The sequence below is a fragment of the Peribacillus sp. NPDC096379 genome (genome assembly GCF_044762875.1).
Classification (GTDB): domain Bacteria; phylum Bacillota; class Bacilli; order Bacillales; family DSM-1321; genus Peribacillus.
Window position 1 is genome coordinate 203,531 of record NZ_JBIWFD010000001.1, and the last position, 26,578, is coordinate 230,108.

Here is a 26,578-nt window from a genome sequence, read left to right on the forward strand (position 1 = left end):
TAGTTAAGTCCTGCTTATTGGGTGTCTTCATCATTTCGGTATTCTAAAAGATCTCCAGGCTGACATTCTAAAGCCTTACAAATCGCCTCTAAAGTTGTTAATCGGATCGCTTTTGCCTTTCCATTTTTCAATATAGAAAGGTTAGCCATCGTTATTCCAACCCTCTCTGAAAGTTCTGTAACGCTCATTTTTCTTTTAGCCAACATGACATCAATATTGATTATAATTGCCATTGTTTTCACCTCAGACTATTAAGTCATTTTCTGATTTTATATCGATGGCTTCTTGTAAAAGCCTTTGAAGAACAGCAGCAAAGACTGCGATCACCATTGAAGCAAAAGCAGGAACCGTTCCGATTATGATGAGACCTGGTGCATCGTCTAGATCTGCTACGAGATAAATAAATGGCAAAATTACCACATACAAACCACTGATTGTTATTGCACAGAATTTGATATTCTTTAGAGATTTAATAGACAATTCAGAGAAAGCTTGGTTCTTGTCAATAGAGCTTAAAAGTTTAAAAGCTTGAAATAATGCAATGAAAAACGGTATCGCTGATACATATATACCTATTAAAATGGGATACAGTATATGGGCATAATCTGGATTTATTGGATTCTTAGGTAACCAAGTTAACCCAAATATACCCAAAGCAAGAACTGGAGTTCCAATGAGAAAAACAGCAATCCTTAAAAATAGTGTTGACCCTCGTTTCATAAAAAGCACCTCACATATTTATTGTCAAATTGAATTTAGCATATATTTTATCGTTTTACAATAAAACATTATTGTTTTTTATTATATTATTGTTGTTGTTAGCAAAAACAAATTCGAGCAGATGTTGATTGTAGTTGATATGCGAGACTCCTGCTTAGAGAATCGTGTTAAGGGAGACCCCGCAAGTGCAAAGCACTGAGAAGGCCTCTGGGTTCGCCACTACAACGGACATCAACCCCAGATTGCTCGTGTACATATAATTGAAAAGTAACTCGACCCAAAAGCTACGCTATTTTGCTAAAGGAAGTAGGCCTAAAAAGGACGACCTTTTTATATGCTTGTCAGGGAGTATGAAGATGTAGCACAAGAATAAATCCATGTAATTAGGAAGAAACTCGTCAAAAAAAAGCAATTGATTTATAATGAATTTGGTTGAAAGGAGATGCAACAATGACTCAAACATTTGATGCACTAGTTGTTAACAAACAAGACCAGCAATTTTCTGTTGGCATTCAATCGCTTTCACTGGAGGATTTACCAGAAGGCGACGTACTTATTCGCGTTCATTATTCAAGTGTAAACTATAAAGATAGCCTCGCTTCTATTCCTAATGGTAACATCGTCAACACGTATCCATTTGTACCGGGAATTGATTTAGCTGGCGTCGTTGTTTCATCTAAAAATCCACGTTTCCAAGAAGGGGACGATGTCATTGCTACTAGCTATGACATTGGTGTGTCACATTTCGGTGGCTATAGCGAATATGCTCGCGTACCAGCCGAGTGGGTTGTACCACTTCCAAAAGGCCTTACGTTAAAAGAAGCGATGACGATTGGAACAGCTGGATTTACAGCGGCCTTATCCGTTCAACGTCTGGAAGAAAATCATTTAACTCCTGACAAAGGAGCCGTTCTTGTGACGGGAGCAACAGGTGGAGTTGGTAGCTTCGCTGTCTCGATTCTCTCTACTCTTGGTTATCAAGTACAGGCAAGTACAGGAAAGGAGTCCGAACACGAATACTTAAAGCATCTTGGTGCACAAAAGATTCTTTCCCGTGAAGATGTCTACAATGGCAAGATTAGAGCATTAGGCAAACAAAAATGGGCAGCAGCTGTTGATCCTGTTGGTGGTGAACCTCTTGCATCTGTGTTAAGCCAAATTCAATATGGCGGCTCAGTAGCTGTTTCTGGTTTAACAGCTGGAACCGAACTTCCCACGACAATTTTTCCGTTTATTTTAAGAGGCGTGAACTTACTTGGAATCGATTCGGTCTACTGCTCAATGGAAACAAGGGTGAAAACATGGAATCGTCTAGCCACTGACTTCAAACCGGCAAACATAGAAGAACTTGTTCAACAAGAAGTAACACTTCAGCAACTTCCTAGTGTTCTTCCAACCTTATTAAAAGGGGAAGCACGTGGAAGAATACTTGTGAAATTGTAATAAAAAAGTTCCTCCACAATCTGGACATATTCTTAAATAACAGGTTAAATTGTGTAAGGCAAAGAAATTGTGAAAAAATGTACTTAGGCTAACGGGCAATTTAGTTAATTTATAACATTTACGGGGCGGTTCATTTTCTTAGTGATAAGCATGCTCTTGTTTTATATGTGACGCAATATAAACTTTAAATGGATACCCCAGGTTAGCGAAAAACAAAAAACACAAGTGAAGATTGATACCACTTGTGTTCTTTGTACGTTCAAAGTAGACCTTATCCTAATCGGTCTCCTTTTTTTACTTTTTGTTGAGGTTCTATAAGAACAACACCCTGCTCTGAATATACACCCATCACTAAAACCTCCGAACTGAAATCAGCAACTCTCATAGGAGGAAAGTTCACTACTCCTAATACTTGCTTACCAATTAGTTCATCCAAATCATAACAATCTGTTATTTGAGCACTACTTTGTTTAATCCCTATCACTTCTCCAAAGTCAATCCACAGTTTATACGCTGGTTTTCTTGCTTTAGGAAATGTTTCTGCTCTGGTAATTTCTCCAACACGTATATCTAGTTTTTGAAAATCGTCGAAAGTTGCCATAGTAATGCCTCCTAAAACTTGTTTATTTGTTTTCGCATTAATTATCCCGGTTTAACAGGCTGTAATACCCCCACTTCAATTTTTGCGAGAGAATCAAGAAATAAATAGATGGGGGATAAACAGCCTGTAAATCTCCGATTGGTGAAATACAGTGAAACTTACCTTTGTGGTTTTCAAAGGTTTAGTTGAACCAATCGGGTTCGTAGTGTCGCTTTATCGAAGATTTAGCGACAGTAGAACGGGACTAACCCTCAGTGGGGGATGAAAAAGCCCCCCACTGAGGGAAGTTTCACTTTATTGAGCTAAAGAATGGTTAGAATGGTTTTGTTCTTCTTGTTTATCTTTAATAACTATTAAGACCCCTAAGAGAATTAAAATAGAACCTATCCAAAAGGTTATACTAATCGTTTCACCTAGTATTAACCATCCTAATAATGTTCCAACAACGGGTTGAAAGAAAAAGAAAACTCCCCCACTGGAGGCATTTAGCATTTGTAATCCACGACTCCATAATAGAAATGCAGTACATGTCGATATTACACCCAAATAAATTAATCCTCCCCAAATGGTTGGATTAGTTAAATCGTTTATATCAATTTGTGGTAATTTTGGTATAACAAAAGGAGTTAAAACAACAACAGCAATTAAAGTAGCATAGGTTGTAACGACAATTTGTGAATAATCACTAGGTATACGTTTTATGAGTACAGACATTAACGCCCATGTTAATGCTGCGATAATAAGTGATACTCCACCAAGCATGCTAGACATATTAATATCATCAATTCCAACAATGGTAATCACACCAATAGTGGCTAAACTAACTGAAATAGCCTTCTTTAAAGTTAAACGTTCTTTAAGGATTAAACTAGCAAATAAAACCATAAATGCTGGTGTTGTAGAAGTTATAATAGCACCCATTTGTGCAGTAGAAAGCATTGTACCTGTTTCTTGAGTAACAATGGAAATGACGTACCCTATAATTGCAATAGCAATTATAATACCAAAGTGACGTCTGTTAATTCTCCAATTTTGTCTAGTCAAAAGGCTAATTATGACTAATGCAACTAGTGCTATTAAATAACGCATCCATACAAGTTCTAATGGTGGTATGACTGCTACTAATATTTTAACGACAACATACATACCTCCCCAGATACTCGAAGCTAATATTAAATATAAAGAACCAATCAGTGTATTTTTCATTTTTATACCCTCCGTTTTAATTTAGACCTTATATGCCCTAACGGAGAGAAACAGCTATTATAGTTTTCTCTCCATTAAGAGTGGGAGAGTGCTACTGGTACATCATTTTCGAATAATGGAGTCCAATACATTTTGAGTCACCTCTAGTCTAATCTAACTGTAGATCTGTCTTTTATTGTAGAAGAAAACTACTAATAATGATGCTGTTAAGGGTTCAGCTAATGAAAGTGTACCTGCCGTTGATGAAGGGACGTGGATAAGTCCTTTGGTAAAAAGAAAGTAGGTAATCTTAGTTGTGATAATCCCAAGATGGAGACTTATAGCGACACCTCAGAGCCCAATGATCCAAGACATATCATACATAAATAAAAATGGAGATAAAAAAATCGCATTCAGAGTGAAAACAACTGCAACGATTGATAGTGATGAATAGTTCTTAACTAATTTTTTACTTACAAAAGTATAATATGCAAACGATACCCCAGCCAAAAGAGCCATCAAGATACCAAATGGGTCTACCTTTACTGCTTGTTTATTTATAAAGAGCATGAAACAACCAAGAATAGATAAGAGGGTAGAATACTACCATCCTTTAGACGGACTCTTTTTTAATACCATCCATTCTAGTACACCAGAAAAAATCGGTGCACTACCAATTGCTATTACAGTCCCAATCGCCACGCCAGTAATAGTGACCGCAGAGAAAAATAATGGTTGGTAAAACGCCATATTTAATGAAGCTAGTATGATTGCTTTAATTGCAAAATGCTTTACATTAAGTTGTCCTCGTATGAGAACAAATAATAATAATGAACCCCATCTACTGCTATTCGAGTCGCCCCTATAGCAATTGGGTGTGCACTTTCAAGCGCAAAAGTCTGTACTGTACCAGTTGTTCCCAAAGAACTGCAGCGAGTAAATCCAAAACGAAGATAATTTTCCATTCATACGATTCACTCCAATAAAAAGAACGTTTAATCTCATAATAGAGAACTATTTATCATTTTTCTTTACTAAGATTAAGATTCTTTTTATCCAAACTTCATTTTTTTCGATACTTTTGTGGAGGGATCGCTTCGGATTTCACGAACCACCTTGTAAATGGGGACGAATTTTCAGTTGTTGCGGGGTCTGACCCTTGGATTTGGAATATCCCTCAAAACATTATACGAGCATGTTGAACCTAATTAAATTTCAATAATGATGGGGAGAATCATTGGCATTCTCTTCGTATGTGTGAACACATATTGACCTACTAATTTTCTAATCTTTTGTTTCATTACATTCCATTGAAGTACATTCTCTTCATTTTATTATTTCTATATTGGGATGACTCATTCAATAAATGGTTTGATGGTCCTGATGATCCGAATTATGTATTTTTGCAAATCCAACCTGAAACAATTCGAATTTTAAATAAACATGGTGAGGCACCAATAGAGCTTGAATTGTAATTGTTTTTAATCATGTTAGAGGCTAAAATGTTACAAAAAAAGTAGTTAATCTCCAATAGATGGAGCCACCCCTCCAATTTGTTAGACTATGGTAAACAATCGGAGGGGGTGTTCATCTTTAAACATACGACTATGTTAAACAAGATTGTTGTTAATAAGATTTTTGGGATTATTCGTGTGAAACCGTGGTTTCACACGTCTTTCAGCTGTGCTAAAATGAGCCCAAAATCAACAGCGTTATATAACATAGCCAAACATTAATAAAAATCTATCAAATAAAGAAAGTGCTTTCAGATAATCTCTTTAGCAAAGTTGAAAAAACGACAATAGATTATATATATATAATACCTGTGCAACAAAGGTAAATACACCTCAACTGGACATCGCCACTCATTCAATTGCAAAGATTATTGGTAGAAATCTTTAATTAACATTGGATTTAAAATTAAGCGTCCCTTTTCATCTTTTTCAATTAAATTTTGCATAATGAACTTGTTCATAATTCGACTCACTGTTTCACGTGAAAAGCCAATCATATTCGCTAAATCTTTGACTTGAAAAGAAGTTAAAAATAATATTTTCTGATTGGATAGTGTTACGGCGTAATTTCTGGCTAACCGTAGTAATAAGTTTATGACTTGCTCCTCACTCGTAAAAAAGATCTTATCTTCCAAACGAGATCGTAAATCAATAATTTGTTCACCAACCATCTTAAACAAAATAGCATAAAGTTTTGGATATTTTTCAAGTAATTGCTCGAAATAAAAAATAGGTATGGAAAGGACGGTAGCATCCTCTAAAACATAGGCGTTCGTTAGATAATGCGTATGATCTTCAAAGAAATAATCTTGTGGGAACAATTCTCCTTCCTTATAAATCCCGACAATTAATTCTCTCCCTTTACCATCAATTTTATATACTTTGATTTTTCCTCTACATAAAAAATAAAGTGATTGCATCGGATCGCCTTGCATAAAGAGGTGGTGATTTTTAACTTTATCTTTCAGGCTGCAATATTTAAGTAAATCATTAATTTGTTCCTCATATAATTCATAAAAAAATGGCAATAACCGCAATTGCTCGTCCAACTGTTTTTTTTCTTTCAACATTGTAAAGCGGCCCCCCCTAATTAACTACTATAAGTGATGTAAATCACGTATTTGAAAATGATTATCAATTATAATGAATCGTGATGTGAATTCCAATTTCGACATAATATGTAAAAATACGTTGATTCGTGATTTTAATCACACCTTATCTAAATGCTATCACCTATAATGACAATTAGTTGATAATGATATTCATTCTCATCTTAATGTAGTTTTCAGAATAAATCAAAACATTATTTGGAATTTTATTAGCTTACTGGATAAATGAGGAAATGTGGTGAGGGCTAGTTTGAGAATACGTGGTAGTTTAGTCATTATTTTTTGTTTGTTACTTATTGTGGGCTGTTCGAATCAGGTAGGTAGTATGAATGAAAACGAACAAGCACGCATTACGGTTACAGATCATGCAGATCGGGAAGTTAAATTTGCTGAACCACCAAAGCGAATTGTTTCACTTGTTCAAGGGGATATGGATATTCTCTATCAACTCGGTGCAGAAATTGTTGGCGGACCAACCGTTAGTAAAGATTTACTCCCAACGGAACTGGCGAATATAGAACAAGTAGGTACAGCACATGAAGCCGATTTCGAGAAAATTGTTAGTTTAAAACCAGATTTAATTATCGGTCACGCTGGGCTAAATATGAAAGATGTAAGTACAGTAGAATCATTAGGGTTGAAGATGTTTTTAACGAATAGCAATAGCTATGAATCCATTCTTGAAGTAATTGATCAATATGGGAAAATACTCGAACGTGAAAATGAAGCAAAGGAAATGATTGCTGAAATAGAAGCGAAGAAAAAGGAAATTGAACAGAAACCATTAACGAAGGATGTTCGCGCATTGATTATTTATGGAACAACCGATTTATTCTTGGCGGCATTACCAACATCTCTTTCTGGCGATTTATTGGCTACTGTTGGTGGAGAAAATGTTGCTAGTGATCTTCCGGGAATTGAAAGTTACCCAGATTATGCACAGTTAAGCATGGAACGGGTCATCGAAGCAAATCCGGATGTCATTTATTTTATTACACATGGTGAGCCAGAAGCTGTTAAAGAGAAGTTCGAGTCAGAATTGAAATCGAATCCATCATGGAAAAAAATAAAAGCGTTGGAAAATGACAATTTTGTCCTCCTACCATATGAATTGTTCGGGACGAATCCCGGTCCAAAACTTGCAGAATCACTAACTTACATAAGGGAGAATTTAGAAAGTATTGCAGCTGAGAATTAGAGTTGTTTTACATCTAGGACCGTAAGGAAGGAGAACGAAATGAAGGAAGCTGAGCAAATTGATGCTGGAAGTGAAGAAAAGATTTTAGATGCGAATCAAGAAGCGAAAAAAGTAGATCCAAGAAGAAAAAAAAGGCTGCGAACATTATGGATATTTACTTTACTATGCGTTTTAGCAATCATCTATGGGATTATGGCAGGTTCTGTACCGATTCCTTTAAAAGATGTTTGGGGCGCGCTATTTTCTACTGCTGATACGATGGAAAGGCAAATTGTTTGGGATTTACGATTGCCGCGATTATTAACAGGTTTACTTGTCGGCGCTTGTTTAGCTGTATCTGGCGCTTTATTGCAAGGTGTTATGCGAAATCCGTTAGCAGATCCGGGCATTATCGGTGTCTCGGCTGGAGCGGGTTTAGTTGCTGTAATTATGATGATCCTGTTTCCACAATATATACAATTTCTACCGTTAGGTGCTTTTTTAGGCTCACTTATTGCCGCATTAACGATTTACTTTGTTGCGTGGGATGGTGGTGTTTCCCCGTTGCGAATGATATTAGCAGGTGTTGCGATTAATTCCTTATTAGGGGCTGTTATGTCAACGATCATGATTTTATATAGTGATCGAGTTCAAGCTGTACTCCCTTGGTTAGTAGGTGGTCTTTCAGGTAGAAGTTGGCCGCATTTTCAAATTATTTGGCCATATGCAGTAATCGGTCTAATACTGTCCATTTTTGCTATCAAACAAGCGAATATTATGATGTTAGGTGATGAAGTGGCAAGATTAGTAGGAGATAAAGTAGAGCGAAGTCGCTTCATCCTTATTTTATTAGCTACTTTTCTAGCAGGAGTTGCCGTTAGTGTTGCCGGTTTAATAAGCTTTGTTGGACTAGTTGTTCCACATTTTATCAGGATGATTGTCGGCACTGACTACCGTTATCTCCTACCGATTTCAGCAATAGCTGGTGCTTTTCTCGTTATGTTTGCTGATACAATCGCCAGAAGTTGGTTTGATCCAATCGAACTTCCAGTAGGCATTCTGTTATCCGCAATTGGTGCTCCGTTCTTTCTTTATTTATTACGAGGAGGGATCAAAGGATGGAAAACATCTTAAAAGCGGATCAACTTTCTTATCGCTACACAGATACATACTGCATTAAAGATCTTTCGATTTCCTTTAACAAAGGGGAGAAGGTCAGTATTATTGGCCCTAATGGTTCGGGAAAGTCTACGATCCTACGCCTTCTAACTAGACTATTAAAATCTGAAACAGGAACCGTTTTGTTAGAAGGGGAAAAGATGAATCGAATGAAAGAAAAAGAGATTGCGAAAAAGCTTGCGATGTTGCCGCAAGTGAATAATCACAAATTAGACTTAACAGTGAGAGATTTAGTAACGCATGGCCGCAATCCTTATTTGAAATGGTTTGAAGAACCGAATGCAGAGCATCAAACACATATAGATTGGGCGCTCGCAGTTACTAATTTAACGAAGTTCCAACATCGGCCACTACTAGCATTATCAGGAGGTGAAAGACAAAGAGCATGGATTGCGATGGCAATTGCACAAACACCGCAAATCTTAATTTTAGATGAACCAACAAGTTATTTAGATATTTCTCATCAAATCGAAGTCATGGAGCTATTAGAAGATTTAAATCGTTCACTAGGTATGACCATTATTATGGTTTTGCATGATCTCAATCAAGCAGCCAGGTACAGTGCTCGCTTGATTGCTATGAAAAATGGAAAGGTGGTGAGGCAAGGTACACCTAGTGACGTATTTGATTCCGATTTTTTTAGAGAAGTCTTTGCTATAGAGGCAACCGTACACTTTGATGGAGATAAACCGATTTGCACACCGATAGGCTTAGTACAAAGAAAACAAAAAAAGATTGGAGAAATGTAAAATGTTTGTAATTACAAATACGTTAAAGGTGAAAAAAGGATTTGAAGAAAAAGTGTTAGCTCGCTTTGACCGACTAGGGGGAATTGAGGAAACACCGGGATTTATTTTGCTAAATGTATTTAAAACAAGAGGAACAAAGGATTATGACGAGTTTACAATTTTTTCGAAATGGGCGTCTAAAGAAGCGCATGATCAATGGACAAAAACAGAATCCTTTAGAAATTCTCATAGTGGTGAACGTTCTGAGTATATTCTTGATTTTAGCTTAGGTTTTTATGATGTAGTGGCAGAAAAAGTAGGCACAAATAAATCACCACAAGATGTTTTATAACAAATAAATTTAGCAAAAAATAAACGATGGAGAAAGAAGAGAATAGCCAAATGTATGGAATAATTTTAATGTCATATGGTGGCCCTGAAAGCATGGATGGAATCGAATCATTTTTCACTCATATTCTTCAGGGGAGAAAACCATCGCCAGAACAGTTAAAGCCAATAACTGCACAATATGTCGCACTAGGAACACCTGATCCATTAAGAACAAAGACAAAACGCCAAGCAGAGGCACTAGAATATGTTCTGAAACAAAGTGGGCTATCAGAAGTGAAAGTGTATCCAGCGTATAAGCATGCAGCTCCTTTTATCGAGGATACAATTGGTCAAATGATTGAAGAAGGTGTTACACAAATTGTCACATTGCCTATGACGCCATTTTATACAGAAAAGGGAGTTGGTCAATATCAAAGAACTGTCCAAGAAGAATTGGCCAATAGACAGCAAACAATCCCTGTTTACCACATTGATAATTGGCATTTGCACCCAGAATATATCACAGTAATTGCAAGTCGTGTCCAAGAGGCATTGAACTGGTTACCACAGTCAGCTCGAGAAGAATCGACGATCGTCTTTACAGCACATAGCCAACCAGGAACAGAAGAAAAGCATGAAGTATATGTGCGCCAGTTTACGGAATTAGCTGAACAAGTAGCTTTGCAACTACATGTAAATAATTGGAGAATTGCTTATAGAAGTGCAAGACACAAACAAAATTGGCTAGGACCTGATATTAAGGATGTCGTTCGTGAAGAAGCGGAAACGGGAAGTAAAGGAGTGGTAGCCTGTGAGCTGCTCTCTTTAACAAACAATATCGAAACGCTTCAAGAGATTGGCAAGGATTGTCAAGATGTTGCTAGTAAAGTAGGCATCCACTACGTGCGTACAGAGTTTCTTGATGATTCTTTCGATTTAATTTGTGCGCTAGCAAATATTACGAAAGAAAAATTAAGTCGATTAGAACTAAAAGTGTAAATAAAGAAATGAAGCAACAATCTAAATTTGGTGATACTTTTTGCTTCACCAAAAAATAAATTTATAAATGATAATGATAATCAAATTCAATATGGAGGCCCGATTAATTATGAAAAATAAAATGATTTTTTTCGTTCTATTAATTGCTGTTTTCTTTGCTTCAATTGCTGTTCCGAATGTAGAGGCAGCTGGTAAGTTAGCGGATGGAACATATAAAGCCAATTACACAATTTTAAAAGGGGATAACGATTCAGCATCAATGGCAAATGACTACTTTTTGAAACCGGCAACATTAAATGTTAAAAACGGTACGATCCAAGTTCAAATCAAAGTAAAACAAAGTGATTGGATTAAAGAATTATCCATTAATGGAAGCCCAGTCAAAGTCGTTAGTCAAGATAGCGCTTCAGATACAAGAGTCATTCAATTTAGCGCAACTGATTTATCAAAACCGGTCGAATCAAAAATGCACGTTCTAATCGAAGACTATAATTATGACAATAAATATACGGTAAGATTCTCATTCGATATGAGCGGCATTCAAGGAAATGCAGCAGCCCCTGCTGAAAAGAACCAAAATACAACAACAGAAAAAACAACAACTTCAGATAAATCATCAGCTTCTGATAAAACATCAAGCACAGACAAATCATCAACTACTGAAAAAACGAAAAATTCAGAAAAAACAACAACTTCTGATGGATCAAGCGATACAACAACTAAAGAAAATAATCAAGCAACAAAAAGTGATTCAAGTGACAATAGTCAATCTGAACCAGTAGCAAACCCAAAAACAGGAGATAACACAGGAGTTGGCATCCTAATCGTCTTACTTCTTTCATCTCTAGGATTAGCTTATAAATTGAAAGCAAAAAGAATTTAATTAAAGGGGATATGTCAGGTGAGTAAGCCATTTCATAAAATCATTTCAATTATAACGATGTTACTGCTTATTGTTAGCACACTCTTTACAACGTATGCACCAGCTAGTGCCGCAACACAAACATTAGCAGATGGTGAATACACAATTGATTTAAAATTTTTAAAAGATAAAACAGAAGATATTTCTGTAATGGATACTTATGTGGAAAAAACAGCAACATTAAAAGTTAAAGATGGTAAGAAATATGTTGAATTAACTTTAAAAAATAGCGATTGGATTAAAGTATTTAGAGTAGGCAGAGATGCAACTGGAAAAGACGTTGATGTAATTAGTGTAGATGAAGAAAAAGACACAAGATTGGTAGGCTTTGAAGTAGATAGTTTATCAGAGAAGCTAGACTTCTTTACTCATGTTGTCATCAATGGAATGCCAGGCCTCCCATCTTTTCAATATGACAGTGAATATACGGTACAATTAAAATTTGACGAATCAAAAATCGTTGCAGTAAATGTACCGGTTCTAGAAGATGGCGACTATATAGTTGATCTTACGGTGTTGAAGGATAAAACAGATGACGCTTCGTCAATGGCAAGATATGTAGAGAAACCAGTACTGATTACAGTTGAATCAGGGAAAAAATTTATTGACCTGACATTAAACACAGTGAGCATGATTCCACAATTTCAAGTAGAACAAGCGGGAGAATTTGTAGATACAGAAGTTGTAAGTGAAGATGCTAAAAATGACAAACGAACAGTAAGATTTGAAGTCGCTAATTTATCAGAAAAGATCAATGCAAAAGTATTTGTAGATACAAAAAGTCCAAAATATGGGATTATGATTCATGAAGTTCAGTTAAAGTTTAACGTAGACAGTATCACTGAGGTAGAAGAATCTACAGAACCAGAAACACCAACAAACCCAGAAACACCAACTAATCCAGATTCTGGAAACGAGCAAACGCCAACAAACCCAGAAACACCTAAAGGTTCAGAAGAATATACGATTGACTTTAATGTGTATAAAGAAGGTACAAATAGTATTTCTGTAATGGACGATTACACACAAAAACCAGCAAACTTAAAAGTGAGAGATGGCAAAAACTATGTTTCTGTAACACTCCTTAATAGTAGTTGGATTAAAACATTCCAAGTAGCAGGAAGCAGTACAACAGTCGTAAGCACTGATCATGCGGCGAACACAAGAGTTGTTGAATTCGAAGTTAAAGATTTATCAAAACCTGTTAATGCACAAACTCATGTATACATCCCTGCTAATGAATTTCCTGGCGGTATGGTATATGACAATCAATACATGGTTCAATTTAAGTTTGATCCATCAAGTAAAACAGAAATAACTGGATCTAATCCAACGCCAATTGATCCTACAGAAAATACGATTAAAGCGAATGATGGTGGGAAATATGAAGGAAATGGCGTTGTCATTCAATTCCCAGCAGCTTCATTTGCAAGTGATTTTAAAGTAACTGTAGAAAAATTAACAAATCCATCAAGTTTACCTTTGGAAAAACTGCAATCTTTAGTTAGTGATGTGCTAGAAATCAAAAAAGATCAATCAGGTGATTTCAAAAAGGCAATCACACTTACATTTAAATTCGATAAAACGAAGGTAGATAACAAAAAACAAGATGTAGCTATTTTCTGGTTCAACGAAACAACGAAAAAATGGGTGAAACTCGATAATATTAAAGCTGATTTTGCAACTGGAGTTGTAAGTGGTGAAGTAAATCATTTCACGAAGTTTGCTGTATTAGCGGTTGACAAGACTGAACAACCATCCGTTAATTTAACAGATATTAAAGGTCATTGGGCAGAAGAATATATTACGTCTCTTGTAAATACTGGAGCGATTTCAGGTTATTCAAATGGTGAATTTAGACCTAATAATCAAATAACTAGAGCTGAATTTACAACTGTTGTTGTAAAAGCATTAGGTTTGGAAGTTGTTAAAGGTAATGCTTTCGATGATACGAAAAATCATTGGGCGAAGGATTTTATTGCAACAGCTAAGGCCAAAGGCATTGTTAGTGGCTATAATAATACCCAATTTGGTCCGGATGATTTAATCAATCGTGAACAAATGGCGATTATGATTGTTCAGGCAGCAGGACTGAAAGCAAAAGCTTCTACTCTAACTTTCAAAGATGCTAAAGAGATTTCGCCTAGAGCGAAAGCAGCAGTTGCTACATTAGTACAAGAAGATATTATGAAAGGCTATTCAAATAATACGTTTAGACCTCATGGCAAAGCTACAAGAGCAGAAGCCGTTGTAGTTATTGGTAAAGCGTTAAAAAAATAATGAGAAGAATAGATGAGTATACCAAAGATCAGTGATAGTTTTCTACAAGAATCATAGATACAAAGATTTAAGATTAAAAAACTTAAATATACTATGCTGCGTGATGAAAACTGCTTTTGCAAGGTATTCTTACTACTCCTTAATATCCAGAGACGATGCTATATTTGGTTTTATTGGATTTTATTGAAAAATATTAAACGGCTGTACAAATCAAGTAAGGAACAACTTTGGTATCTGTTATCATGAGGTCAAAAATAAAGGCTGTTTTCTAAAAGATTGCTGTTATCGAAGTAAAACTAAAGTTTATACTACCTCACTAGCAGCCCGAGGAGGCTTGCCTCTCTCCCGCGGAAAGCGAAGTGTATTCGGGCTGCGGGATAAAAAGCAACAAACTATGCGGAAAAAGCCAAAACAAAAAAAGATTATGATTAAGAAATAAAAAGAAAGTTGAAAAAGGCATTCGTTGCCTTTTTCAATCTTTTTTTACTATTTAAGCAAGTATTTTTCTAATGAGTTAGGAGATGCATTAGATGAATAAAGGGATCATGAAGGCATTAGTATGTTGTGTAATCCTTTTACTTCTTATAACTGGCTGTTCATCTAGTCAGGAGATGGTTCAACCTAATACAGAAAGTGAAAGCAAAAGTAAAAGTGAGAATCGGATCGTCGCTTCAACTGTTGCGATTACGGAAATTATGGACGTACTTGAGCTTGACTTAGTCGGGATCCCAGATACGTATAAGAAATTGCCGGAAAGATATAAAGATGCAGCAAATGTTGGTTTTGTCAAAAATCCAGATCTTGAAGTGATTAAATCGCTACATCCGACCGAAGTTCTTAACGTTTCCACGCTAGAATATGATTTAAAACCGATTTATGAAAATGCTGGTATCGAAGCAACTTTTTTAAATTTAGACAGCCTTGGAAAAATGGAGCAAACGATTTTGTCATTAGGGGAGAAATATGATCGCAATGAACAAGCAAAAGGAATGGTCTCAAAAATGGACGATAAAGTTGAAGAGATCAAAAAGCTTGTAGCAGAAAAAGAAAAGCCAACAGTTCTAATTTTACTAGGAATTCCGGGGAGCTATCTTGTTGCAACGGAAAACTCCTATATCGGTGACATTGCCCGGATTTGTGGTGCGGTTAATGTTGTACAAGGTGAAAAGGTTGAATACATTGGGACAAATACGGAATTTCTGCAACAAACGAACCCGGATATTATTTTACGAGCTGCTCATGGTGTGCCTGATGATGTGGTGAAAATGTTTGATAAAGAATTTAAGGAAAATGATATTTGGAAGCATTTTGACGCAGTTAAAAATGGCCGAGTATATGATTTAGAAGAAGAGATTTATGGAACAACAGGAAATCTTGCGGCAACAGAGGCGCTAGATGAAATGATGAAGATGTTATATGAGTAAATCATAAAAAAAGGGCGTTACGACATGAAAAAAATCATATGGAGTTTTATCATTGTATGTAGTTTAATAGTTATCGTTTTCTTTATATCTGCAGTGTCAGGCAGTTTAAAAGTAACGATTGGTGAATTAATATCTGGATTACTTTCGGGGACGAATGAAAATGTAGCAATTATTAAAGATCTACGTTTCCCCCGTTTGATTATTGCTTTATTTACTGGTGCTGCCCTTGCCGTATCAGGTGTATTGTTACAGGCCGTGATGAAAAATCCGCTTGCTGAAGCTGGAATAATTGGGATTGCAGCTGGAGGAAGGTTTGTCTATATCCTTGTTGTTAGTCTACTCCCCCAATTGTTTTTTTGGACACCTTTATTTTCCTTTTTAGGTGGCGCTCTTGCATGCTTTTTAGTGTTTAGTTTATCTTGGAAATCAGGTTTAAGTCCATTACGTATTATTTTAGTAGGGGTTGCGATTAATGCAACATTTTCTGGATTAGGACAAGCTTTAACGTATTTCGTTGGATTCTCTAGTTTGACACATGCTACTGTATCGGGGCTTTCTTTAAAAACATGGAATGATGTTGATGTTATGGTACTTTACAGTTCAATCGGTTTAGTCATTTCCCTATTTTTAGCTTCTTGGTGCAATGTATTAGCATTGCAAGATAAAACGGCGATCAATTTAGGATTTAATTTAACGAAATTGCGGTTAATTGTGTCGGCTGTAGCTGTTCTTTTAGCAACTGTTGCAACCTCAATTGCTGGGGTCATTGCGTTTGTCGGCCTACTTATTCCGCATATCGGGCGACTAATTGTCGGGACAGATCATAAAGTATTAATCCCATTTTCTGCACTTAGTGGGGCACTATTAATACTAGTAGCCGATACTATAGGAAGAATGATTCTGCCACCAAATGATATTCCAGCGTCCATCATTATGATGATTATTGGCGGACCATTTTTAATAATCTTGCTTAGAAAGAGTGAGAGAATCCATGGAAATTAAAGGAATTTCATTTTCGTATAATCGTAAAACGAATATTTTAGATTCTGTGAATGCAGAAATTGAAGAGGGTAAAATAACAACGATTATCGGACCTAATGGTAGTGGAAAATCGACTTTACTCGGTGTCATGTCAAGAAACTATTTTCCACATATTGGCGAGGTCATCTTAGATGGCAAGGCAATTTCCCAATACAAACCAAAGGAGTTTGCCAAAAAGCTAGCTGTTGTTCATCAACAAAATGAAGCTCCCTGGGATATTACAGTAGAGAAGTTAGTTGCCTTTGGCCGCCTGCCTCATAAAGGTTTTCTATCGCAAAATCAGGAAGAAGATGAACAGGCGATTGAATGGGCATTAACATGTACAAAGTTACATGATAAACGGAAGAACACTTTGGAGCAATTATCTGGAGGAGAACGTCAAAGGGTTTGGATTGCTATGACATTGGCGCAAAGAACGCCACTGCTCTTTTTAGATGAACCAACGACTTATTTGGATATTTATTATCAATTAGAAGTGCTGGAATTAATTAAAGAGTTAAATGAGGAACATGGATTAACGATTGTGATGGTGTTACATGATATAAATCAAGCGATTCGCTATAGTGATAAAATCATTGTTATGAATGAAGGCAACGTTGTGGAAAGTGGTCATCCATTAGATGTCATTACGACAGCGATGGTTAAGCAAATTTATGGAGTAGATGTAATGATCCAATCTGATCCAAGTGTCGGACAATATATTGTGCCCTTAGGAATTAAATAAATTACTCGATTTGAGGTGATGAAGTTTGGGACTGATACGTAAACTACTTATTTTAATTTGTCTAGGAGTAGCCGTGTTCTCACTTTTTGAACTATCGAGAACTTATATGGATCAGAAGCGGAATAAGCAGTTAATTGCCAAGGCACAGGAATATTATATGAATGAAACGCTCATTCCGAGAGATGATACTGAGGAAACACCGATTTCGAAAGATCATAATTCGGAAACAGTCATTCCAAAAGGGGATGATGCTAAAACGAATAAACAAGAGGTTAGGTCTCAGTTTCACTCCTTATTAAATTTGAATACCGATATAGTTGGTTGGTTAGAAATTGATCATACACAAATTAATTATCCGATTGTACAAGCGGACGATAATACGTATTATTTACATCGCAATACTGAGCGGGAAGAAATGGCTATGGGCAGTATCTTTATGGACTATCGCAATGATATTTCTACAAATATGAAACATACGATTCTTTATGGGCATCGTATGAAAAATGGATCGATGTTTGGTGAATTAGATCAATATTTAGATAACGAATTTTTTCAAAAAAATCGTCATTTTCAATATGATACATTGTATGAAGGTTTTGAAGCTGAAATTTTTTCAGTATATATGACAACAACAGACTTTGATTATATTCAAACGGATTTTGCTGATCAAAAAGAGTATGCTTCATTTTTACAGATGATTCAAGATAAGTCGTTGTTTCCGACAGATACTGTCGTAGGTGCAGATGATTCCATCCTTACTTTGTCCACATGTGATTATACGTTAGACAAAGAAGAAGGTAGGCTTGTGATCCATGCGAAACTAAAGAAGAAAGATGATCATCTATAAAATTATTGTTCAACAAATTGAGTCAGTGACAAAGACTCAGTCGACGGGACTTCACAGTTACACTTTGTTGTTTTTGGTTAAAGCGTACTTTGTGGGCAAACATACGAAAGAGTCCCTTATTAACAGCCTGTAGGATTGTTTATGGAAGGGTCTTTCTGTATTTTTGTGACAGAAAGAATGAGACGACAATTATGTTAAGTTAACGAGATGATTGGATAAAATGATTCAGCTACTATAATAGACCTTGGATTAGTACATACAATAATAGTGATCCCCCTCCTATAGCCAGTCGAGAGTTGCTCCGATCGCGATCGGATGTGCATGATCAGGTGCAAAAGTCTGTGCTGTACCTGTTGTTCCCCAAAGGATTGCTGCAAGCAAACCCCATAATGAAGAAAATTTTCCTGTCAATTTCTTTCACTCCAATAAAAAAAGATAAGAAGAACGATTAAACATATCATAGAAAATGAAAGGACATTTTTCTTTACTAAGTTTAAGGTTCTTTTTATCCAGTTTTAACTTTTTCGATACTTTTGTGGAGGTTTTCCTTCGTATTTCACAAACCATCTTGTAAATGAGGAAGAATTTTCAAAGCCTAATTCTTCACTAATGCTTGATATCGACCATGATGTCTTTTTTAATAATTGTTTAGCATCGTTTAAGCGTAGCTCAGTGATATAAGCTTTTGGACTTTTACCTGTTTTTTGTTTAAACCATGATGAATAATAGACTGGATGGTAATGTTCAATGTTCGCTAATGTTTCAACTTTAATGGGCTCCTTATAATGTTTGTGAATAAAGTCAATAGAAGGAGATGTTGATACTCGTAACTTTTGGGCCACATATCTAGTCAAATCATCTAATGCAGCTGTTATGTTCTCCTGATCTTTTGCCTCTTCCAATAATAAAAACCGAATGGACGACCATTGTTTGTCTAACTTCATATACATACTCTCTGTTTTACTAGGTAAATAATGGTTTGGGATATCTAAGATTAAAAATTCATTCCTGTCAGTAGAACGGTACATATGATTGCACTCAGGAGGCAGATAAAAGCAGTAATCTGAGTTAAGGTTTATGTTTTGCCACTTCGTTTGTAAATCTAAGGAGCCTTGCAATGGAAAGAGGAATTGACCAAAATCATGTTGGTGAGAATCAAATTCTCTTGAATATGTTCTTTTCTCACAAATTACTTGTTTACCACTCTCCATCTTAATCCCCACCTCACTCCTATATATTAATTTAGATTATACCATTATCGATATGGATAAATAAGACTGATGGAATTTCAGACAAGTAGTTTATTTTTTTCAGAAGTTAAAAATTTACTTTCCGTTAATCCTATGATACATTAACCAATAAACCAAACATCCTACGTTTCGAGGAGGTCCGATTACGGAATGATAAAAAAGACTAAGCGTCTAACGTTAGTGGAACAAGTAGCAATCCAAATTGAAGATTTGATCGAAGCTGGTCAATGGGAAGTAGGAAGTAAACTGCCGGCAGAACCAGAACTAATGGCGAAGTTTGATGTTAGTAGAAATACGTTAAGAGAGGCAATTCGAGCTTTAGTTCATGCTGGTCTTCTTGAAACAAGACAAGGTATTGGGACAACGGTGAAATCATCGAGTAATCTCGGGATAGCTTTAGAGAGGAAAATTCAAAAAAGCGATCTAATTGAGACTTTAGAAGTTCGGTTAGCTTTAGAAAAAGAAGCTGCACAGTTAGCAGCAGAGAGAAGATCTAATGAAGATTTAAAGCGGATAGAGGAATGCCTTGAAAAATGCATCGAAGCTGCGAAAGATAAGGAACCTCAGCATTTTATTGACATGGATATTGCCTTTCATAAATCAGTAGTAAAGGCTACTCATAATCAAATGTTTATTGAACTATATGATCACATTACAGATTCTTTACAGAGTTCGATTCGCGACATCATGAGTGTAAGAGGTTCATTGAATGATGAATATGAAGTTCATTCAGATCTTTATGAAGCGATTCGATTACAAGATACTCAATTAGCTATTAAAAGCGTAAATGCTTATGTGAAGAAAGCAAACGACTCACTTTTTACAGTGATGGAGGGAAAAAATTGAATAAACCAGCTTCGCAAATATACACACAACCTTTAACAAAGGGTCGATATTGGATCTTACTATTGGGGATTATCTTAGTTGGCTCCAATTTGCGAGCGCCTATTACTTCTGTAGGCCCATTACTATCATCAATAAGGGAAGATTTAGGGTTATCTAACTTGGTAGCGGGTAGCCTTACGACCGTTCCGTTGCTAGCATTTGCGCTATTTTCACCATTTGCATCGAAAATAGCGAAAAAACTTGGAACTGAAATGACCATTTTTCTAGCATTACTTGTTCTAACAATCGGGATCGGAACTCGTTTCCTTCCAGGGACAAGTTTCTTGTTCATTGGTACGGTTTTAGTAGGACTTGCTATAGCGATCTGTAATGTATTGCTTCCAGGACTTATTAAAAATAATTTCCCTTTACAAATGGGATTAATGACTGGTATTTATGCAGTGTTTATGAATGTATTTGGAGCGTTGGGTTCTGGTCTAAGTGTTCCGATCTCTTCGATAGGAAACGTCGGTTGGCGAGGATCTTTAGGAGTTTGGGGCCTTTTATCATGTCTGGCTATCATCATATGGGCCTTTCAATTAAACAAAAATCAAGACATTCATTCAAACGTACGGAAGCAACCAACTAAAACGAAAAGCATCTGGAAATCTCCCATCGCATGGAAAGTTACCGTTTTTATGGGAGGCCAATCCTTCATTTTTTATACAATGATGACATGGATGCCTGAAATCATTCAGAATAATGGGTACAGTACAAGTGAATCTGGATGGATGCTCTCCTTATTACAATTCGCGATTATCCCCATAACGTTTATTATTCCAATCATTGCAGGGAAGTTGGAAAATCAACGGGTTCTGGCAGTATTTACGGCAGTCTTATATTTTATTGGTATTTTGGGATTATTACTAGGCGTTTTCTTGCCATTGTCGGTCATAGTTATTGGAATAGCTAGTGGAAGTGCATTTGGCTTGTCGATGATGTTTTTTACATTACGAACAAACGATAGCCAGCAAGCTTCTGAACTTTCAGGGATGGCTCAGTCCATTGGCTATCTTTTAGCAGCTCTAGGACCAATTGTATTTGGCTGGCTACATGATGTAACGAGCGGATGGAGTGCGCCACTTATCTTCTTATTACTAGTTATGCCGATCATTCTCTTGATTGCCGGACTGGGCGCGGGGAAAGGTTCTATCGAAGATAAGGCATAAAGATTTTGTAGGCTGTGAAGGATAAAAGGTAGAGAACACATGAATCATTGCGAGTTCTACAGGTGATTTATGTATCTTCACTACATGATTCATTTAATAAACCGCAAGAATAGTTGAACAAGAATGCTGTCCAACATTTTGTTATTGGTAGAATAAGAATGTAATAGGAGGATAAGTGTGAATAAATATCTTCAGTCGTTTTCTATGATTTTCTTTGGAATATGTGTACTTTTAGGATCTTGGTTTATTTCACAATCATTAAAATCAAATCAAGAAAAGATATCAAAAGAAGAGCCATACAGGTATGAACTCCTTTCACCCAATGAAAATAACCTGATCATTTTTGATAAACAAAGTGGGGATTATTGGAGAAAGTTCATTGAAAGCGATGGAGGACCTATTGAGTGGGAAAAGCAGCCTTCACCAATTTCTAAGACTTTAGAATAAAATATATTCATGAGCGTCTGCTCTTAAGCCCAACGATGAAATAGGTTTGCAAAAAAGGGGAGGGGCTTCGCAAAATCAGCACCGCACCGCCACCTTCATAAGGTTATCCAATTTGAGAACCTGAAATAAGGAGGCTATGCGCTTTTTCGTAATTGAAGAAGATTCGTTGGCTACGTTGACAGACTCAAAAGTTGATTGCTTTCTCTATAAATAAGTGCTACAATCACACTAATATAAATCGAAAGGGATGATGGGTGGACGATGGATAACTAATCTTATTTTTTAGAATTTGAAATTTTATATTTCGAATGATAATCATATAGGATTAGTCTACCCATTTTTCTACCATCATTAGAGCTATTAAACGCGATAGCTTATTTCAGTTCGGTAAAATGCGGCTAATCCTTCCAAATGAATTGGGAGGATTTTTTAATTCTCCCTAAAAACGAAGGGTGATTAGAATGAAAGAATTACTGCAATTACAACATATATGTGTTGAAATAAAAGATCAGACAATTTTTAGAAACGTGAATGAAAATGTGCAACAAAGGGATGTTATTGGGATTATTGGCAAGAATGGTGCTGGGAAATCTACTTTATTGCGGTTATTGAACGATGATGTTTTGCCGACAGAAGGACAAATTAAATATATACAGAACGATCTTAAAACCATTATGGTTGAACAAGAAACCGAATCGCATTCCTTTGAGGAGATTTCTCCAAAAGAAGTTACATTATTAGAGACGTGGCATGTTCCAACTCATGACTTCTCAAAATTAAGCGGTGGAGAAAAATTAAAAGCGCGACTAGCAAAAGGACTTGCACAAGATACAGACATCTTATTACTAGATGAACCAACAAACCATCTTGATGAGCAAAGCTTAGAGTTCCTCACTAACCAGATAAAAAATCATAAAGGTACGGTGATTCTTGTATCGCATGATCGTTATTTTTTAGATGCCGTTGTAACAAAAATTTGGTCCATTGAAAATAAAACGCTTATTAGTCACAAAGGTAACTATTCTAGTTATCTGAAATTCCGTGAACAGCAAAGGCTTACGCAACAACGAGAATATGAAAAACAGCAAAAAATGGTTGAACGTATTGAGGGGCAAATGAATGAGCTTACTTCTTGGTCTAAAAAAGCTCATACACAATCGACGAAAAAAGAATTCCCTAAAGAATATTATCGGGTAAAAGCAAAGCGCATGGATGCACAAGTAAAATCAAAACAAAAGCGTCTTGAAAAAGAACTTGAAAAAATAAAAGTGGAGCCTCTTGATTCAGAATATAAAGTGACCTTCTCAATGAAAACAAATAATAGAGTAGGAAAACGTTTCTTAGAAGTTCAAAATTTAACGAAATCGTTTGACGGACGAACACTTTTTAAGGACGCCAATTTTACGATTCAACATGGTGATAAGATTTCAATTTCTGGCCCAAATGGTAGTGGGAAAACGACGTTATTGAAAGTAATTCTCGGACAGGAAACCGCAAAAGGGGATGTGTGGCTTTCACCATCTGCAAAAATTGGTTATTTAACACAAGAAGTGTTTGATTTACCACTTGAACAAACACCAGAGCAGCTATTTTATCAAGAAACCTTCGAGGCAAGAGGAAAAGTTCAAAACTTAATGAAGCATTTAGGATTTATGGCTTCTCAATGGTCAGAACCCATTATGAACATGAGCATGGGTGAACGTGTGAAGTGTAAGCTTATGAAGTATATTCTAGAAGACAAAGATGTGCTTATCTTAGATGAACCAACGAATCATCTAGACTTAGCTTCGCGTGAACAACTAGAAGATACGTTAGCGCAATATAATGGTACGCTGTTGGTCGTATCGCATGATCGCTATTTCCTAGAAAAAACAACAACTACAAAACTTGTTATTTCGAACAGTCGTATACACAAGCAATTGAATGAAGTGGCGCCAAAAAAAGATAATAAGGAAGAAAGACGTTTACAGCTTGAAACAGAAAGGCAAGAAGTTTTAGGCAAGCTTAGTTTTATGACCCCAAATAATAAAGAATATGCAGAACTTGATCTGAGATTTAACGAGCTTACGAAACAAATAAAAGAGCTTTACTAACGAAAAAATGACTTCTCAAAAACGTCTCAATCAGATTGATCGAGATCTGCCATGTTGAAAGTATTACACATTGCTAAATAAGACGATTTGCTTTAATTAGCATTCGTCTTATTTATTTTGGCTTCATTCCATAAGTTCCAAACAATTGCTCGTTATTCGATGGTGGGAGCATAACCTTGAAACAAAATCTAAAAAGTGTATTGGGACAACTGGCCCGGTTTAATTAAGAGAAGCCAGATAAATTTTGTCAGATACCTCATGTTTTTGTTTGTTTTATACCCCTGGTGGGTATATTATATTTATAACAATAAATTTAAGAATTCGAGGTGTTTTATTATGATGAATAAGCAACTGATTTTTCTTAGTGTCGCTACGATTATTGGTTTAAGTGGATGTGGAAATGATACAAGCGACGAGAATCATTCCAACAACAATGAGCATGCCAAACATGAAGAGATGGATCATAGTTCCCATTCTAGTTCAGGTGAAGTTCCTAAAGATTTGAAGGAAGCAAAGAATCCAACGTATAAAGTTGGCAGTCAAGCATATTTGAAAACAGATCATATGAAAGGGATGGACGGTGCTAAAGCAACAATTGTAGGTGCTTATGATACGACGACTTATGCTATTTCATATACCCCGACAACAGGTGGGGAAAGAGTGGAAAATCATAAATGGGTTGTTCAAGAAGAAATTAAAGATGCCGGTGAGGAAACGTTCGCACCAAGAACGGAAGTCACCATAGAGGCAGACCATATGGAAGGCATGGATGGAGCTCTGGCTGAAATTGACTCAGCCGAAAAAACGACTGTCTATATGGTTGATTACACGCCAACTACTGGTGAAGAAAAAGTAACAAATCATAAATGGGTAACAGAAAGCGAACTATCAACTAAATAAAGAATCATCTCCTTTTTTTGTAAAGAAGTCCATCCTTTAGTAGACTAACAAATAGATATAATGCCAATATAAAAGGTGATGTAAATGGACCGTGACATTCAAGCATATTTTGAGAACTTAGAAGCAAAGGACAAAGAGGTTCAATTCGAAGCCTTTAATGTAATTTTAGCAGCTACAACTGAAAAAGTGGACTGGGCTTATGAAGTTTGGGATCAATTACAGGACTGGTTAACAAGCCCTGATAATCACAGAAGATCCCGGGCTGCCCAGTTCCTCTCTGGTTTAGCAATTAGTGATCCTGAGAAGCGGATGCTAAGTGATTTTCCAGCTTTATGGGGAGTAACCAAAGATCTGAAATTTGTGACAGCCCGTCACAGCTTGCAATCAATTTGGAAAGTCGGCTTAGCTGGACCGGAACAAAAAGAGATGTTGATGCAGCATATTGTTGATCGTTTTCAAAACGGAGCAAATGAGAAACATTACACGTTGATTCGCTACGATATGATTCAAGGCTTGAAGAATTTATATGATCGAGTAAACGATGAGCAAATTAAGCAAACAGCCATGGAATTAATTGAAACAGAAGAAGATAGCAAGTATCGCAAGAAGTATCTGTCTGTGTGGAAATAATGTGAGTACTGTTACTGGAACATAGAAGCTGTCTTTATGGCTTTCAGGACTTGAATTTGTCATTCAATCAATTAGACGAATGGTTGATTACTACAAATACGAACAATACTCATCTTGAAGTAATAAGCTATTCAACCTGTCATTTTTTCATTATTGAAGCAGTCATTTTGATAACAATGATAAAAAATTAAAATAATACACAGAATAAATTGATAACTCTAAATACTTGAGCTATATTTGCACTGTACATATTTTTAAGGGGGAAATGAAAATGGTTAATTTTACGTGGCAGGGAATTCCAGTAACACAGTTAGGAAACGACGTAAAGGTTGGAGATAAAGCTCCTGAATTTACAGTACTAGCGAATGACTTATCACCTGTTACACTCGCTGAGTCAAAAGGGAAAGTTCGTTTAATTTCTGTTATACCTTCTATTGATACTCCTGTTTGTGATACACAAACACGTCGTTTTAACGAAGAAGCTTCTAAATTAGGGAATGTACAGGTTCTTACTATTAGCGCTGATTTACCGTTTGCACAGAGAAGTTGGTGTGCAGCAAATGGTATTGAGAATGTACAAACATTATCAGATCATCGTGATCTGTCATTCGGCGAGGCATACGGTGTTGCTATCCAGGAACTTCGCTTATTAGCACGTGCTATTTTTGTTGTTGATACAAACGACAAAATAACATATGTTGAGTATGTTAATGAATCAACCGACCACCCAAATTACGAAGCAGCATTAGAAGCAGCTAGAGCAGTATTATAAACAAGTAGAATTATTTTGGTAGCTCATACATTTTTCAATATTTCGCAGGTAGGCACAATTCTTGTATAAGAAATTGTGTCTTTTTTTGTTATCGTCTTGAAAATGGTTTTGCAGCATATTTCACAAATTGCGACACTAGGAAAAACGACTAATGAGTGACAAAAGTAAGCTAGAGTCGGTCATATAAGAGCTTGAAAAACAACTATTGT

30 protein-coding genes and 1 pseudogene are annotated in these 26,578 nt (G+C 36.2%); 20 read left to right on the forward strand and 11 right to left on the reverse strand.

Translation table 11 applies throughout. The features are described from left to right. Positions 1-14 precede the first annotated feature (14 nt). Both ACIQZI_RS01065 and ACIQZI_RS01070 read right to left on the reverse strand, forming a co-directional pair. Positions 15-233 carry a helix-turn-helix domain-containing protein gene (locus ACIQZI_RS01065; RefSeq protein WP_062176053.1) on the reverse strand — a complete coding sequence of 73 codons (219 nt, stop codon included), beginning with the start codon at positions 231-233 and terminating at the stop codon, positions 15-17. 10 nt (positions 234-243) lie between these two features. Further along, complete coding sequence (locus ACIQZI_RS01070; protein ID WP_403068286.1) at positions 244-720, reverse strand: DUF2975 domain-containing protein; 477 nt, start codon at positions 718-720, stop codon at positions 244-246. Positions 721-1,170: 450 nt separating this feature from the next. Between ACIQZI_RS01070 and ACIQZI_RS01075 the strand changes: the two genes are divergently transcribed. Then, positions 1,171-2,163 carry an NADPH:quinone oxidoreductase family protein gene (locus ACIQZI_RS01075; RefSeq protein WP_403068289.1) on the forward strand — a complete coding sequence of 331 codons (993 nt, stop codon included), beginning with the start codon at positions 1,171-1,173 and terminating at the stop codon, positions 2,161-2,163. A 271-nt stretch (positions 2,164-2,434) separates the two neighbouring features. Here the strand turns inward: ACIQZI_RS01075 and ACIQZI_RS01080 are convergent, their stop codons facing one another. The 6 genes and pseudogenes from ACIQZI_RS01080 to ACIQZI_RS01105 all read right to left on the reverse strand — a co-directional run. Then, positions 2,435-2,764, reverse strand: a complete 330-nt coding sequence (locus tag ACIQZI_RS01080) for a tRNA-binding protein (RefSeq protein WP_403068292.1) — start codon at positions 2,762-2,764, stop codon at positions 2,435-2,437. A gap of 294 nt (positions 2,765-3,058) precedes the next feature. Continuing rightward, entirely contained in the window at positions 3,059-3,970 is a 912-nt protein-coding gene (locus ACIQZI_RS01085; RefSeq protein ID WP_403068295.1) for a DMT family transporter, read from the reverse strand. Between the two features lie 330 nt (positions 3,971-4,300). Then, a complete protein-coding gene (locus ACIQZI_RS24270) occupies positions 4,301-4,519 on the reverse strand; it encodes an EamA family transporter (RefSeq protein ID WP_454212817.1) in 219 nt (72 codons plus the stop codon). Positions 4,520-4,552: 33 nt separating this feature from the next. Further along, entirely contained in the window at positions 4,553-4,699 is a 147-nt protein-coding gene (locus ACIQZI_RS01095) for a hypothetical protein (protein ID WP_483878412.1), read from the reverse strand. A gap of 41 nt (positions 4,700-4,740) precedes the next feature. Next, positions 4,741-4,914 (reverse strand): hypothetical protein, encoded by a 174-nt coding sequence (locus ACIQZI_RS01100; RefSeq protein ID WP_403068298.1) that lies wholly within the window; start codon positions 4,912-4,914, stop codon positions 4,741-4,743. Between the two features lie 243 nt (positions 4,915-5,157). Then, a pseudogene (locus ACIQZI_RS01105) lies at positions 5,158-5,277 on the reverse strand (hypothetical protein); the annotation flags it as partial. On the opposite strand from ACIQZI_RS01105, the gene ACIQZI_RS01110 reads away from it, so the two are divergent. Next, positions 5,242-5,424, forward strand: a complete 183-nt coding sequence (locus ACIQZI_RS01110; RefSeq protein WP_403068301.1) for a pyridoxamine 5'-phosphate oxidase family protein — start codon at positions 5,242-5,244, stop codon at positions 5,422-5,424. The pseudogene ACIQZI_RS01105 and the gene ACIQZI_RS01110 overlap by 36 nt on opposite strands. A gap of 407 nt (positions 5,425-5,831) precedes the next feature. Here ACIQZI_RS01110 and ACIQZI_RS01115 read toward each other — a convergent pair whose 3' ends face one another. Further along, positions 5,832-6,533: a Crp/Fnr family transcriptional regulator gene (locus ACIQZI_RS01115; protein WP_062176070.1), complete on the reverse strand. Its 702-nt coding sequence runs from the start codon at positions 6,531-6,533 to the stop codon at positions 5,832-5,834. A gap of 289 nt (positions 6,534-6,822) precedes the next feature. Here ACIQZI_RS01115 and ACIQZI_RS01120 point away from each other — a divergent pair, with 289 nt between their 5' ends. The 11 genes from ACIQZI_RS01120 to srtB all read left to right on the forward strand — a co-directional run bounded on the left by ACIQZI_RS01120 (position 6,823) and on the right by srtB (position 18,223). After that, entirely contained in the window at positions 6,823-7,770 is a 948-nt protein-coding gene (locus tag ACIQZI_RS01120) for an ABC transporter substrate-binding protein (protein WP_403068304.1), read from the forward strand. A 39-nt stretch (positions 7,771-7,809) separates the two neighbouring features. Then, positions 7,810-8,883: a FecCD family ABC transporter permease gene (locus ACIQZI_RS01125; protein WP_082674929.1), complete on the forward strand. Its 1,074-nt coding sequence runs from the start codon at positions 7,810-7,812 to the stop codon at positions 8,881-8,883. Beyond that, entirely contained in the window at positions 8,868-9,677 is an 810-nt protein-coding gene (locus ACIQZI_RS01130; protein ID WP_403068309.1) for an ABC transporter ATP-binding protein, read from the forward strand. The genes ACIQZI_RS01125 and ACIQZI_RS01130 overlap by 16 nt, the downstream gene beginning before the upstream one ends. Before the next feature lies 1 nt (position 9,678). Further along, entirely contained in the window at positions 9,679-10,008 is a 330-nt protein-coding gene (locus ACIQZI_RS01135; protein WP_403068312.1) for an antibiotic biosynthesis monooxygenase, read from the forward strand. Between the two features lie 26 nt (positions 10,009-10,034). Beyond that, entirely contained in the window at positions 10,035-10,985 is a 951-nt protein-coding gene (hemH, locus tag ACIQZI_RS01140) for a ferrochelatase (protein ID WP_403068315.1), read from the forward strand. Between the two features lie 109 nt (positions 10,986-11,094). Further along, positions 11,095-11,868: a heme uptake protein IsdC gene (gene isdC / locus ACIQZI_RS01145; RefSeq protein WP_403068318.1), complete on the forward strand. Its 774-nt coding sequence runs from the start codon at positions 11,095-11,097 to the stop codon at positions 11,866-11,868. An 18-nt stretch (positions 11,869-11,886) separates the two neighbouring features. Next, entirely contained in the window at positions 11,887-14,187 is a 2,301-nt protein-coding gene (locus ACIQZI_RS01150) for an NEAT domain-containing protein (RefSeq protein WP_403068321.1), read from the forward strand. A 530-nt stretch (positions 14,188-14,717) separates the two neighbouring features. Further along, a complete protein-coding gene (gene isdE / locus ACIQZI_RS01155) occupies positions 14,718-15,611 on the forward strand; it encodes a heme ABC transporter substrate-binding protein IsdE (protein ID WP_403068324.1) in 894 nt (297 codons plus the stop codon). A gap of 24 nt (positions 15,612-15,635) precedes the next feature. Then, on the forward strand, positions 15,636-16,613 hold the full coding sequence (locus ACIQZI_RS01160; RefSeq protein ID WP_403068327.1) for a FecCD family ABC transporter permease: 978 nt from the start codon (positions 15,636-15,638) through the stop codon (positions 16,611-16,613). After that, positions 16,603-17,376, forward strand: coding sequence for an ABC transporter ATP-binding protein (locus ACIQZI_RS01165; RefSeq protein WP_403068330.1), 774 nt, complete (start codon positions 16,603-16,605; stop codon positions 17,374-17,376). Before ACIQZI_RS01160 ends, ACIQZI_RS01165 begins: the two co-directional genes overlap by 11 nt. A gap of 106 nt (positions 17,377-17,482) precedes the next feature. After that, entirely contained in the window at positions 17,483-18,223 is a 741-nt protein-coding gene (srtB, locus tag ACIQZI_RS01170; protein ID WP_403068333.1) for a class B sortase, read from the forward strand. A gap of 279 nt (positions 18,224-18,502) precedes the next feature. Here the strand turns inward: srtB and ACIQZI_RS01175 are convergent, their stop codons facing one another. Together ACIQZI_RS01175 and ACIQZI_RS01180 are read right to left on the reverse strand one after the other, a co-directional pair. Continuing rightward, the gene (locus tag ACIQZI_RS01175; RefSeq protein WP_403068336.1) at positions 18,503-18,634 is read right to left on the reverse strand and encodes a hypothetical protein; all 132 of its coding nucleotides are present in this window, start codon (positions 18,632-18,634) and stop codon (positions 18,503-18,505) included. A 104-nt stretch (positions 18,635-18,738) separates the two neighbouring features. Next, on the reverse strand, positions 18,739-19,434 hold the full coding sequence (locus ACIQZI_RS01180; RefSeq protein WP_403068339.1) for an AraC family transcriptional regulator: 696 nt from the start codon (positions 19,432-19,434) through the stop codon (positions 18,739-18,741). A gap of 189 nt (positions 19,435-19,623) precedes the next feature. Between ACIQZI_RS01180 and ACIQZI_RS01185 the strand changes: the two genes are divergently transcribed. From ACIQZI_RS01185 to tpx, 7 genes are all read left to right on the forward strand, one after another. After that, complete coding sequence (locus ACIQZI_RS01185; RefSeq protein WP_062176099.1) at positions 19,624-20,319, forward strand: FadR/GntR family transcriptional regulator; 696 nt, start codon at positions 19,624-19,626, stop codon at positions 20,317-20,319. Further along, positions 20,316-21,527, forward strand: coding sequence for a CynX/NimT family MFS transporter (locus ACIQZI_RS01190; protein ID WP_403068342.1), 1,212 nt, complete (start codon positions 20,316-20,318; stop codon positions 21,525-21,527). The genes ACIQZI_RS01185 and ACIQZI_RS01190 overlap by 4 nt, the downstream gene beginning before the upstream one ends. 177 nt (positions 21,528-21,704) lie before the next feature. Next, positions 21,705-21,974 (forward strand): hypothetical protein, encoded by a 270-nt coding sequence (locus ACIQZI_RS01195; RefSeq protein ID WP_253722313.1) that lies wholly within the window; start codon positions 21,705-21,707, stop codon positions 21,972-21,974. 461 nt (positions 21,975-22,435) lie between these two features. Then, positions 22,436-24,067 carry a ribosomal protection-like ABC-F family protein gene (gene abc-f, locus ACIQZI_RS01200; protein WP_403068346.1) on the forward strand — a complete coding sequence of 544 codons (1,632 nt, stop codon included), beginning with the start codon at positions 22,436-22,438 and terminating at the stop codon, positions 24,065-24,067. Between the two features lie 339 nt (positions 24,068-24,406). Then, the gene (locus tag ACIQZI_RS01205) at positions 24,407-24,967 is read left to right on the forward strand and encodes a YdhK family protein (RefSeq protein WP_403071950.1); all 561 of its coding nucleotides are present in this window, start codon (positions 24,407-24,409) and stop codon (positions 24,965-24,967) included. An 84-nt stretch (positions 24,968-25,051) separates the two neighbouring features. Beyond that, entirely contained in the window at positions 25,052-25,597 is a 546-nt protein-coding gene (locus tag ACIQZI_RS01210) for a hypothetical protein (protein ID WP_403068349.1), read from the forward strand. A 271-nt stretch (positions 25,598-25,868) separates the two neighbouring features. Further along, on the forward strand, positions 25,869-26,369 hold the full coding sequence (gene tpx, locus ACIQZI_RS01215) for a thiol peroxidase (RefSeq protein ID WP_403068352.1): 501 nt from the start codon (positions 25,869-25,871) through the stop codon (positions 26,367-26,369). Positions 26,370-26,578 lie beyond the last annotated feature (209 nt).

What these genes read in the sequence shown, in the direction of transcription:
- hemH (WP_403068315.1), top strand. Translation starts at nt 10,035, where the DNA reads ATGGAGAAAGAAGAGAATAGCCAAATGTATGGAATAATTTTAATGTCA.
- srtB (WP_403068333.1), top strand. Translation starts at nt 17,483, where the DNA reads ATGGATCAGAAGCGGAATAAGCAGTTAATTGCCAAGGCACAGGAATAT.
- ACIQZI_RS01095 (WP_483878412.1), bottom strand. Translation starts at nt 4,699, where the DNA reads ATGGCGTTTTACCAACCATTATTTTTCTCTGCGGTCACTATTACTGGC.
- ACIQZI_RS01065 (WP_062176053.1), bottom strand. Translation starts at nt 233, where the DNA reads ATGGCAATTATAATCAATATTGATGTCATGTTGGCTAAAAGAAAAATG.
- ACIQZI_RS01160 (WP_403068327.1), top strand. Translation starts at nt 15,636, where the DNA reads ATGAAAAAAATCATATGGAGTTTTATCATTGTATGTAGTTTAATAGTT.
- ACIQZI_RS01080 (WP_403068292.1), bottom strand. Translation starts at nt 2,764, where the DNA reads ATGGCAACTTTCGACGATTTTCAAAAACTAGATATACGTGTTGGAGAA.
- ACIQZI_RS01130 (WP_403068309.1), top strand. Translation starts at nt 8,868, where the DNA reads ATGGAAAACATCTTAAAAGCGGATCAACTTTCTTATCGCTACACAGAT.
- abc-f (WP_403068346.1), top strand. Translation starts at nt 22,436, where the DNA reads ATGAAAGAATTACTGCAATTACAACATATATGTGTTGAAATAAAAGAT.
- tpx (WP_403068352.1), top strand. Translation starts at nt 25,869, where the DNA reads ATGGTTAATTTTACGTGGCAGGGAATTCCAGTAACACAGTTAGGAAAC.
- ACIQZI_RS01075 (WP_403068289.1), top strand. Translation starts at nt 1,171, where the DNA reads ATGACTCAAACATTTGATGCACTAGTTGTTAACAAACAAGACCAGCAA.
- ACIQZI_RS01210 (WP_403068349.1), top strand. Translation starts at nt 25,052, where the DNA reads ATGGACCGTGACATTCAAGCATATTTTGAGAACTTAGAAGCAAAGGAC.
- ACIQZI_RS24270 (WP_454212817.1), bottom strand. Translation starts at nt 4,519, where the DNA reads ATGCTCTTTATAAATAAACAAGCAGTAAAGGTAGACCCATTTGGTATC.
- ACIQZI_RS01125 (WP_082674929.1), top strand. Translation starts at nt 7,810, where the DNA reads ATGAAGGAAGCTGAGCAAATTGATGCTGGAAGTGAAGAAAAGATTTTA.
- ACIQZI_RS01100 (WP_403068298.1), bottom strand. Translation starts at nt 4,914, where the DNA reads ATGGAAAATTATCTTCGTTTTGGATTTACTCGCTGCAGTTCTTTGGGA.
- ACIQZI_RS01085 (WP_403068295.1), bottom strand. Translation starts at nt 3,970, where the DNA reads ATGAAAAATACACTGATTGGTTCTTTATATTTAATATTAGCTTCGAGT.
- ACIQZI_RS01185 (WP_062176099.1), top strand. Translation starts at nt 19,624, where the DNA reads ATGATAAAAAAGACTAAGCGTCTAACGTTAGTGGAACAAGTAGCAATC.
- isdE (WP_403068324.1), top strand. Translation starts at nt 14,718, where the DNA reads ATGAATAAAGGGATCATGAAGGCATTAGTATGTTGTGTAATCCTTTTA.
- ACIQZI_RS01070 (WP_403068286.1), bottom strand. Translation starts at nt 720, where the DNA reads ATGAAACGAGGGTCAACACTATTTTTAAGGATTGCTGTTTTTCTCATT.
- ACIQZI_RS01180 (WP_403068339.1), bottom strand. Translation starts at nt 19,434, where the DNA reads ATGGAGAGTGGTAAACAAGTAATTTGTGAGAAAAGAACATATTCAAGA.
- ACIQZI_RS01115 (WP_062176070.1), bottom strand. Translation starts at nt 6,533, where the DNA reads ATGTTGAAAGAAAAAAAACAGTTGGACGAGCAATTGCGGTTATTGCCA.
- ACIQZI_RS01165 (WP_403068330.1), top strand. Translation starts at nt 16,603, where the DNA reads ATGGAAATTAAAGGAATTTCATTTTCGTATAATCGTAAAACGAATATT.
- ACIQZI_RS01135 (WP_403068312.1), top strand. Translation starts at nt 9,679, where the DNA reads ATGTTTGTAATTACAAATACGTTAAAGGTGAAAAAAGGATTTGAAGAA.
- isdC (WP_403068318.1), top strand. Translation starts at nt 11,095, where the DNA reads ATGAAAAATAAAATGATTTTTTTCGTTCTATTAATTGCTGTTTTCTTT.
- ACIQZI_RS01205 (WP_403071950.1), top strand. Translation starts at nt 24,407, where the DNA reads ATGAATAAGCAACTGATTTTTCTTAGTGTCGCTACGATTATTGGTTTA.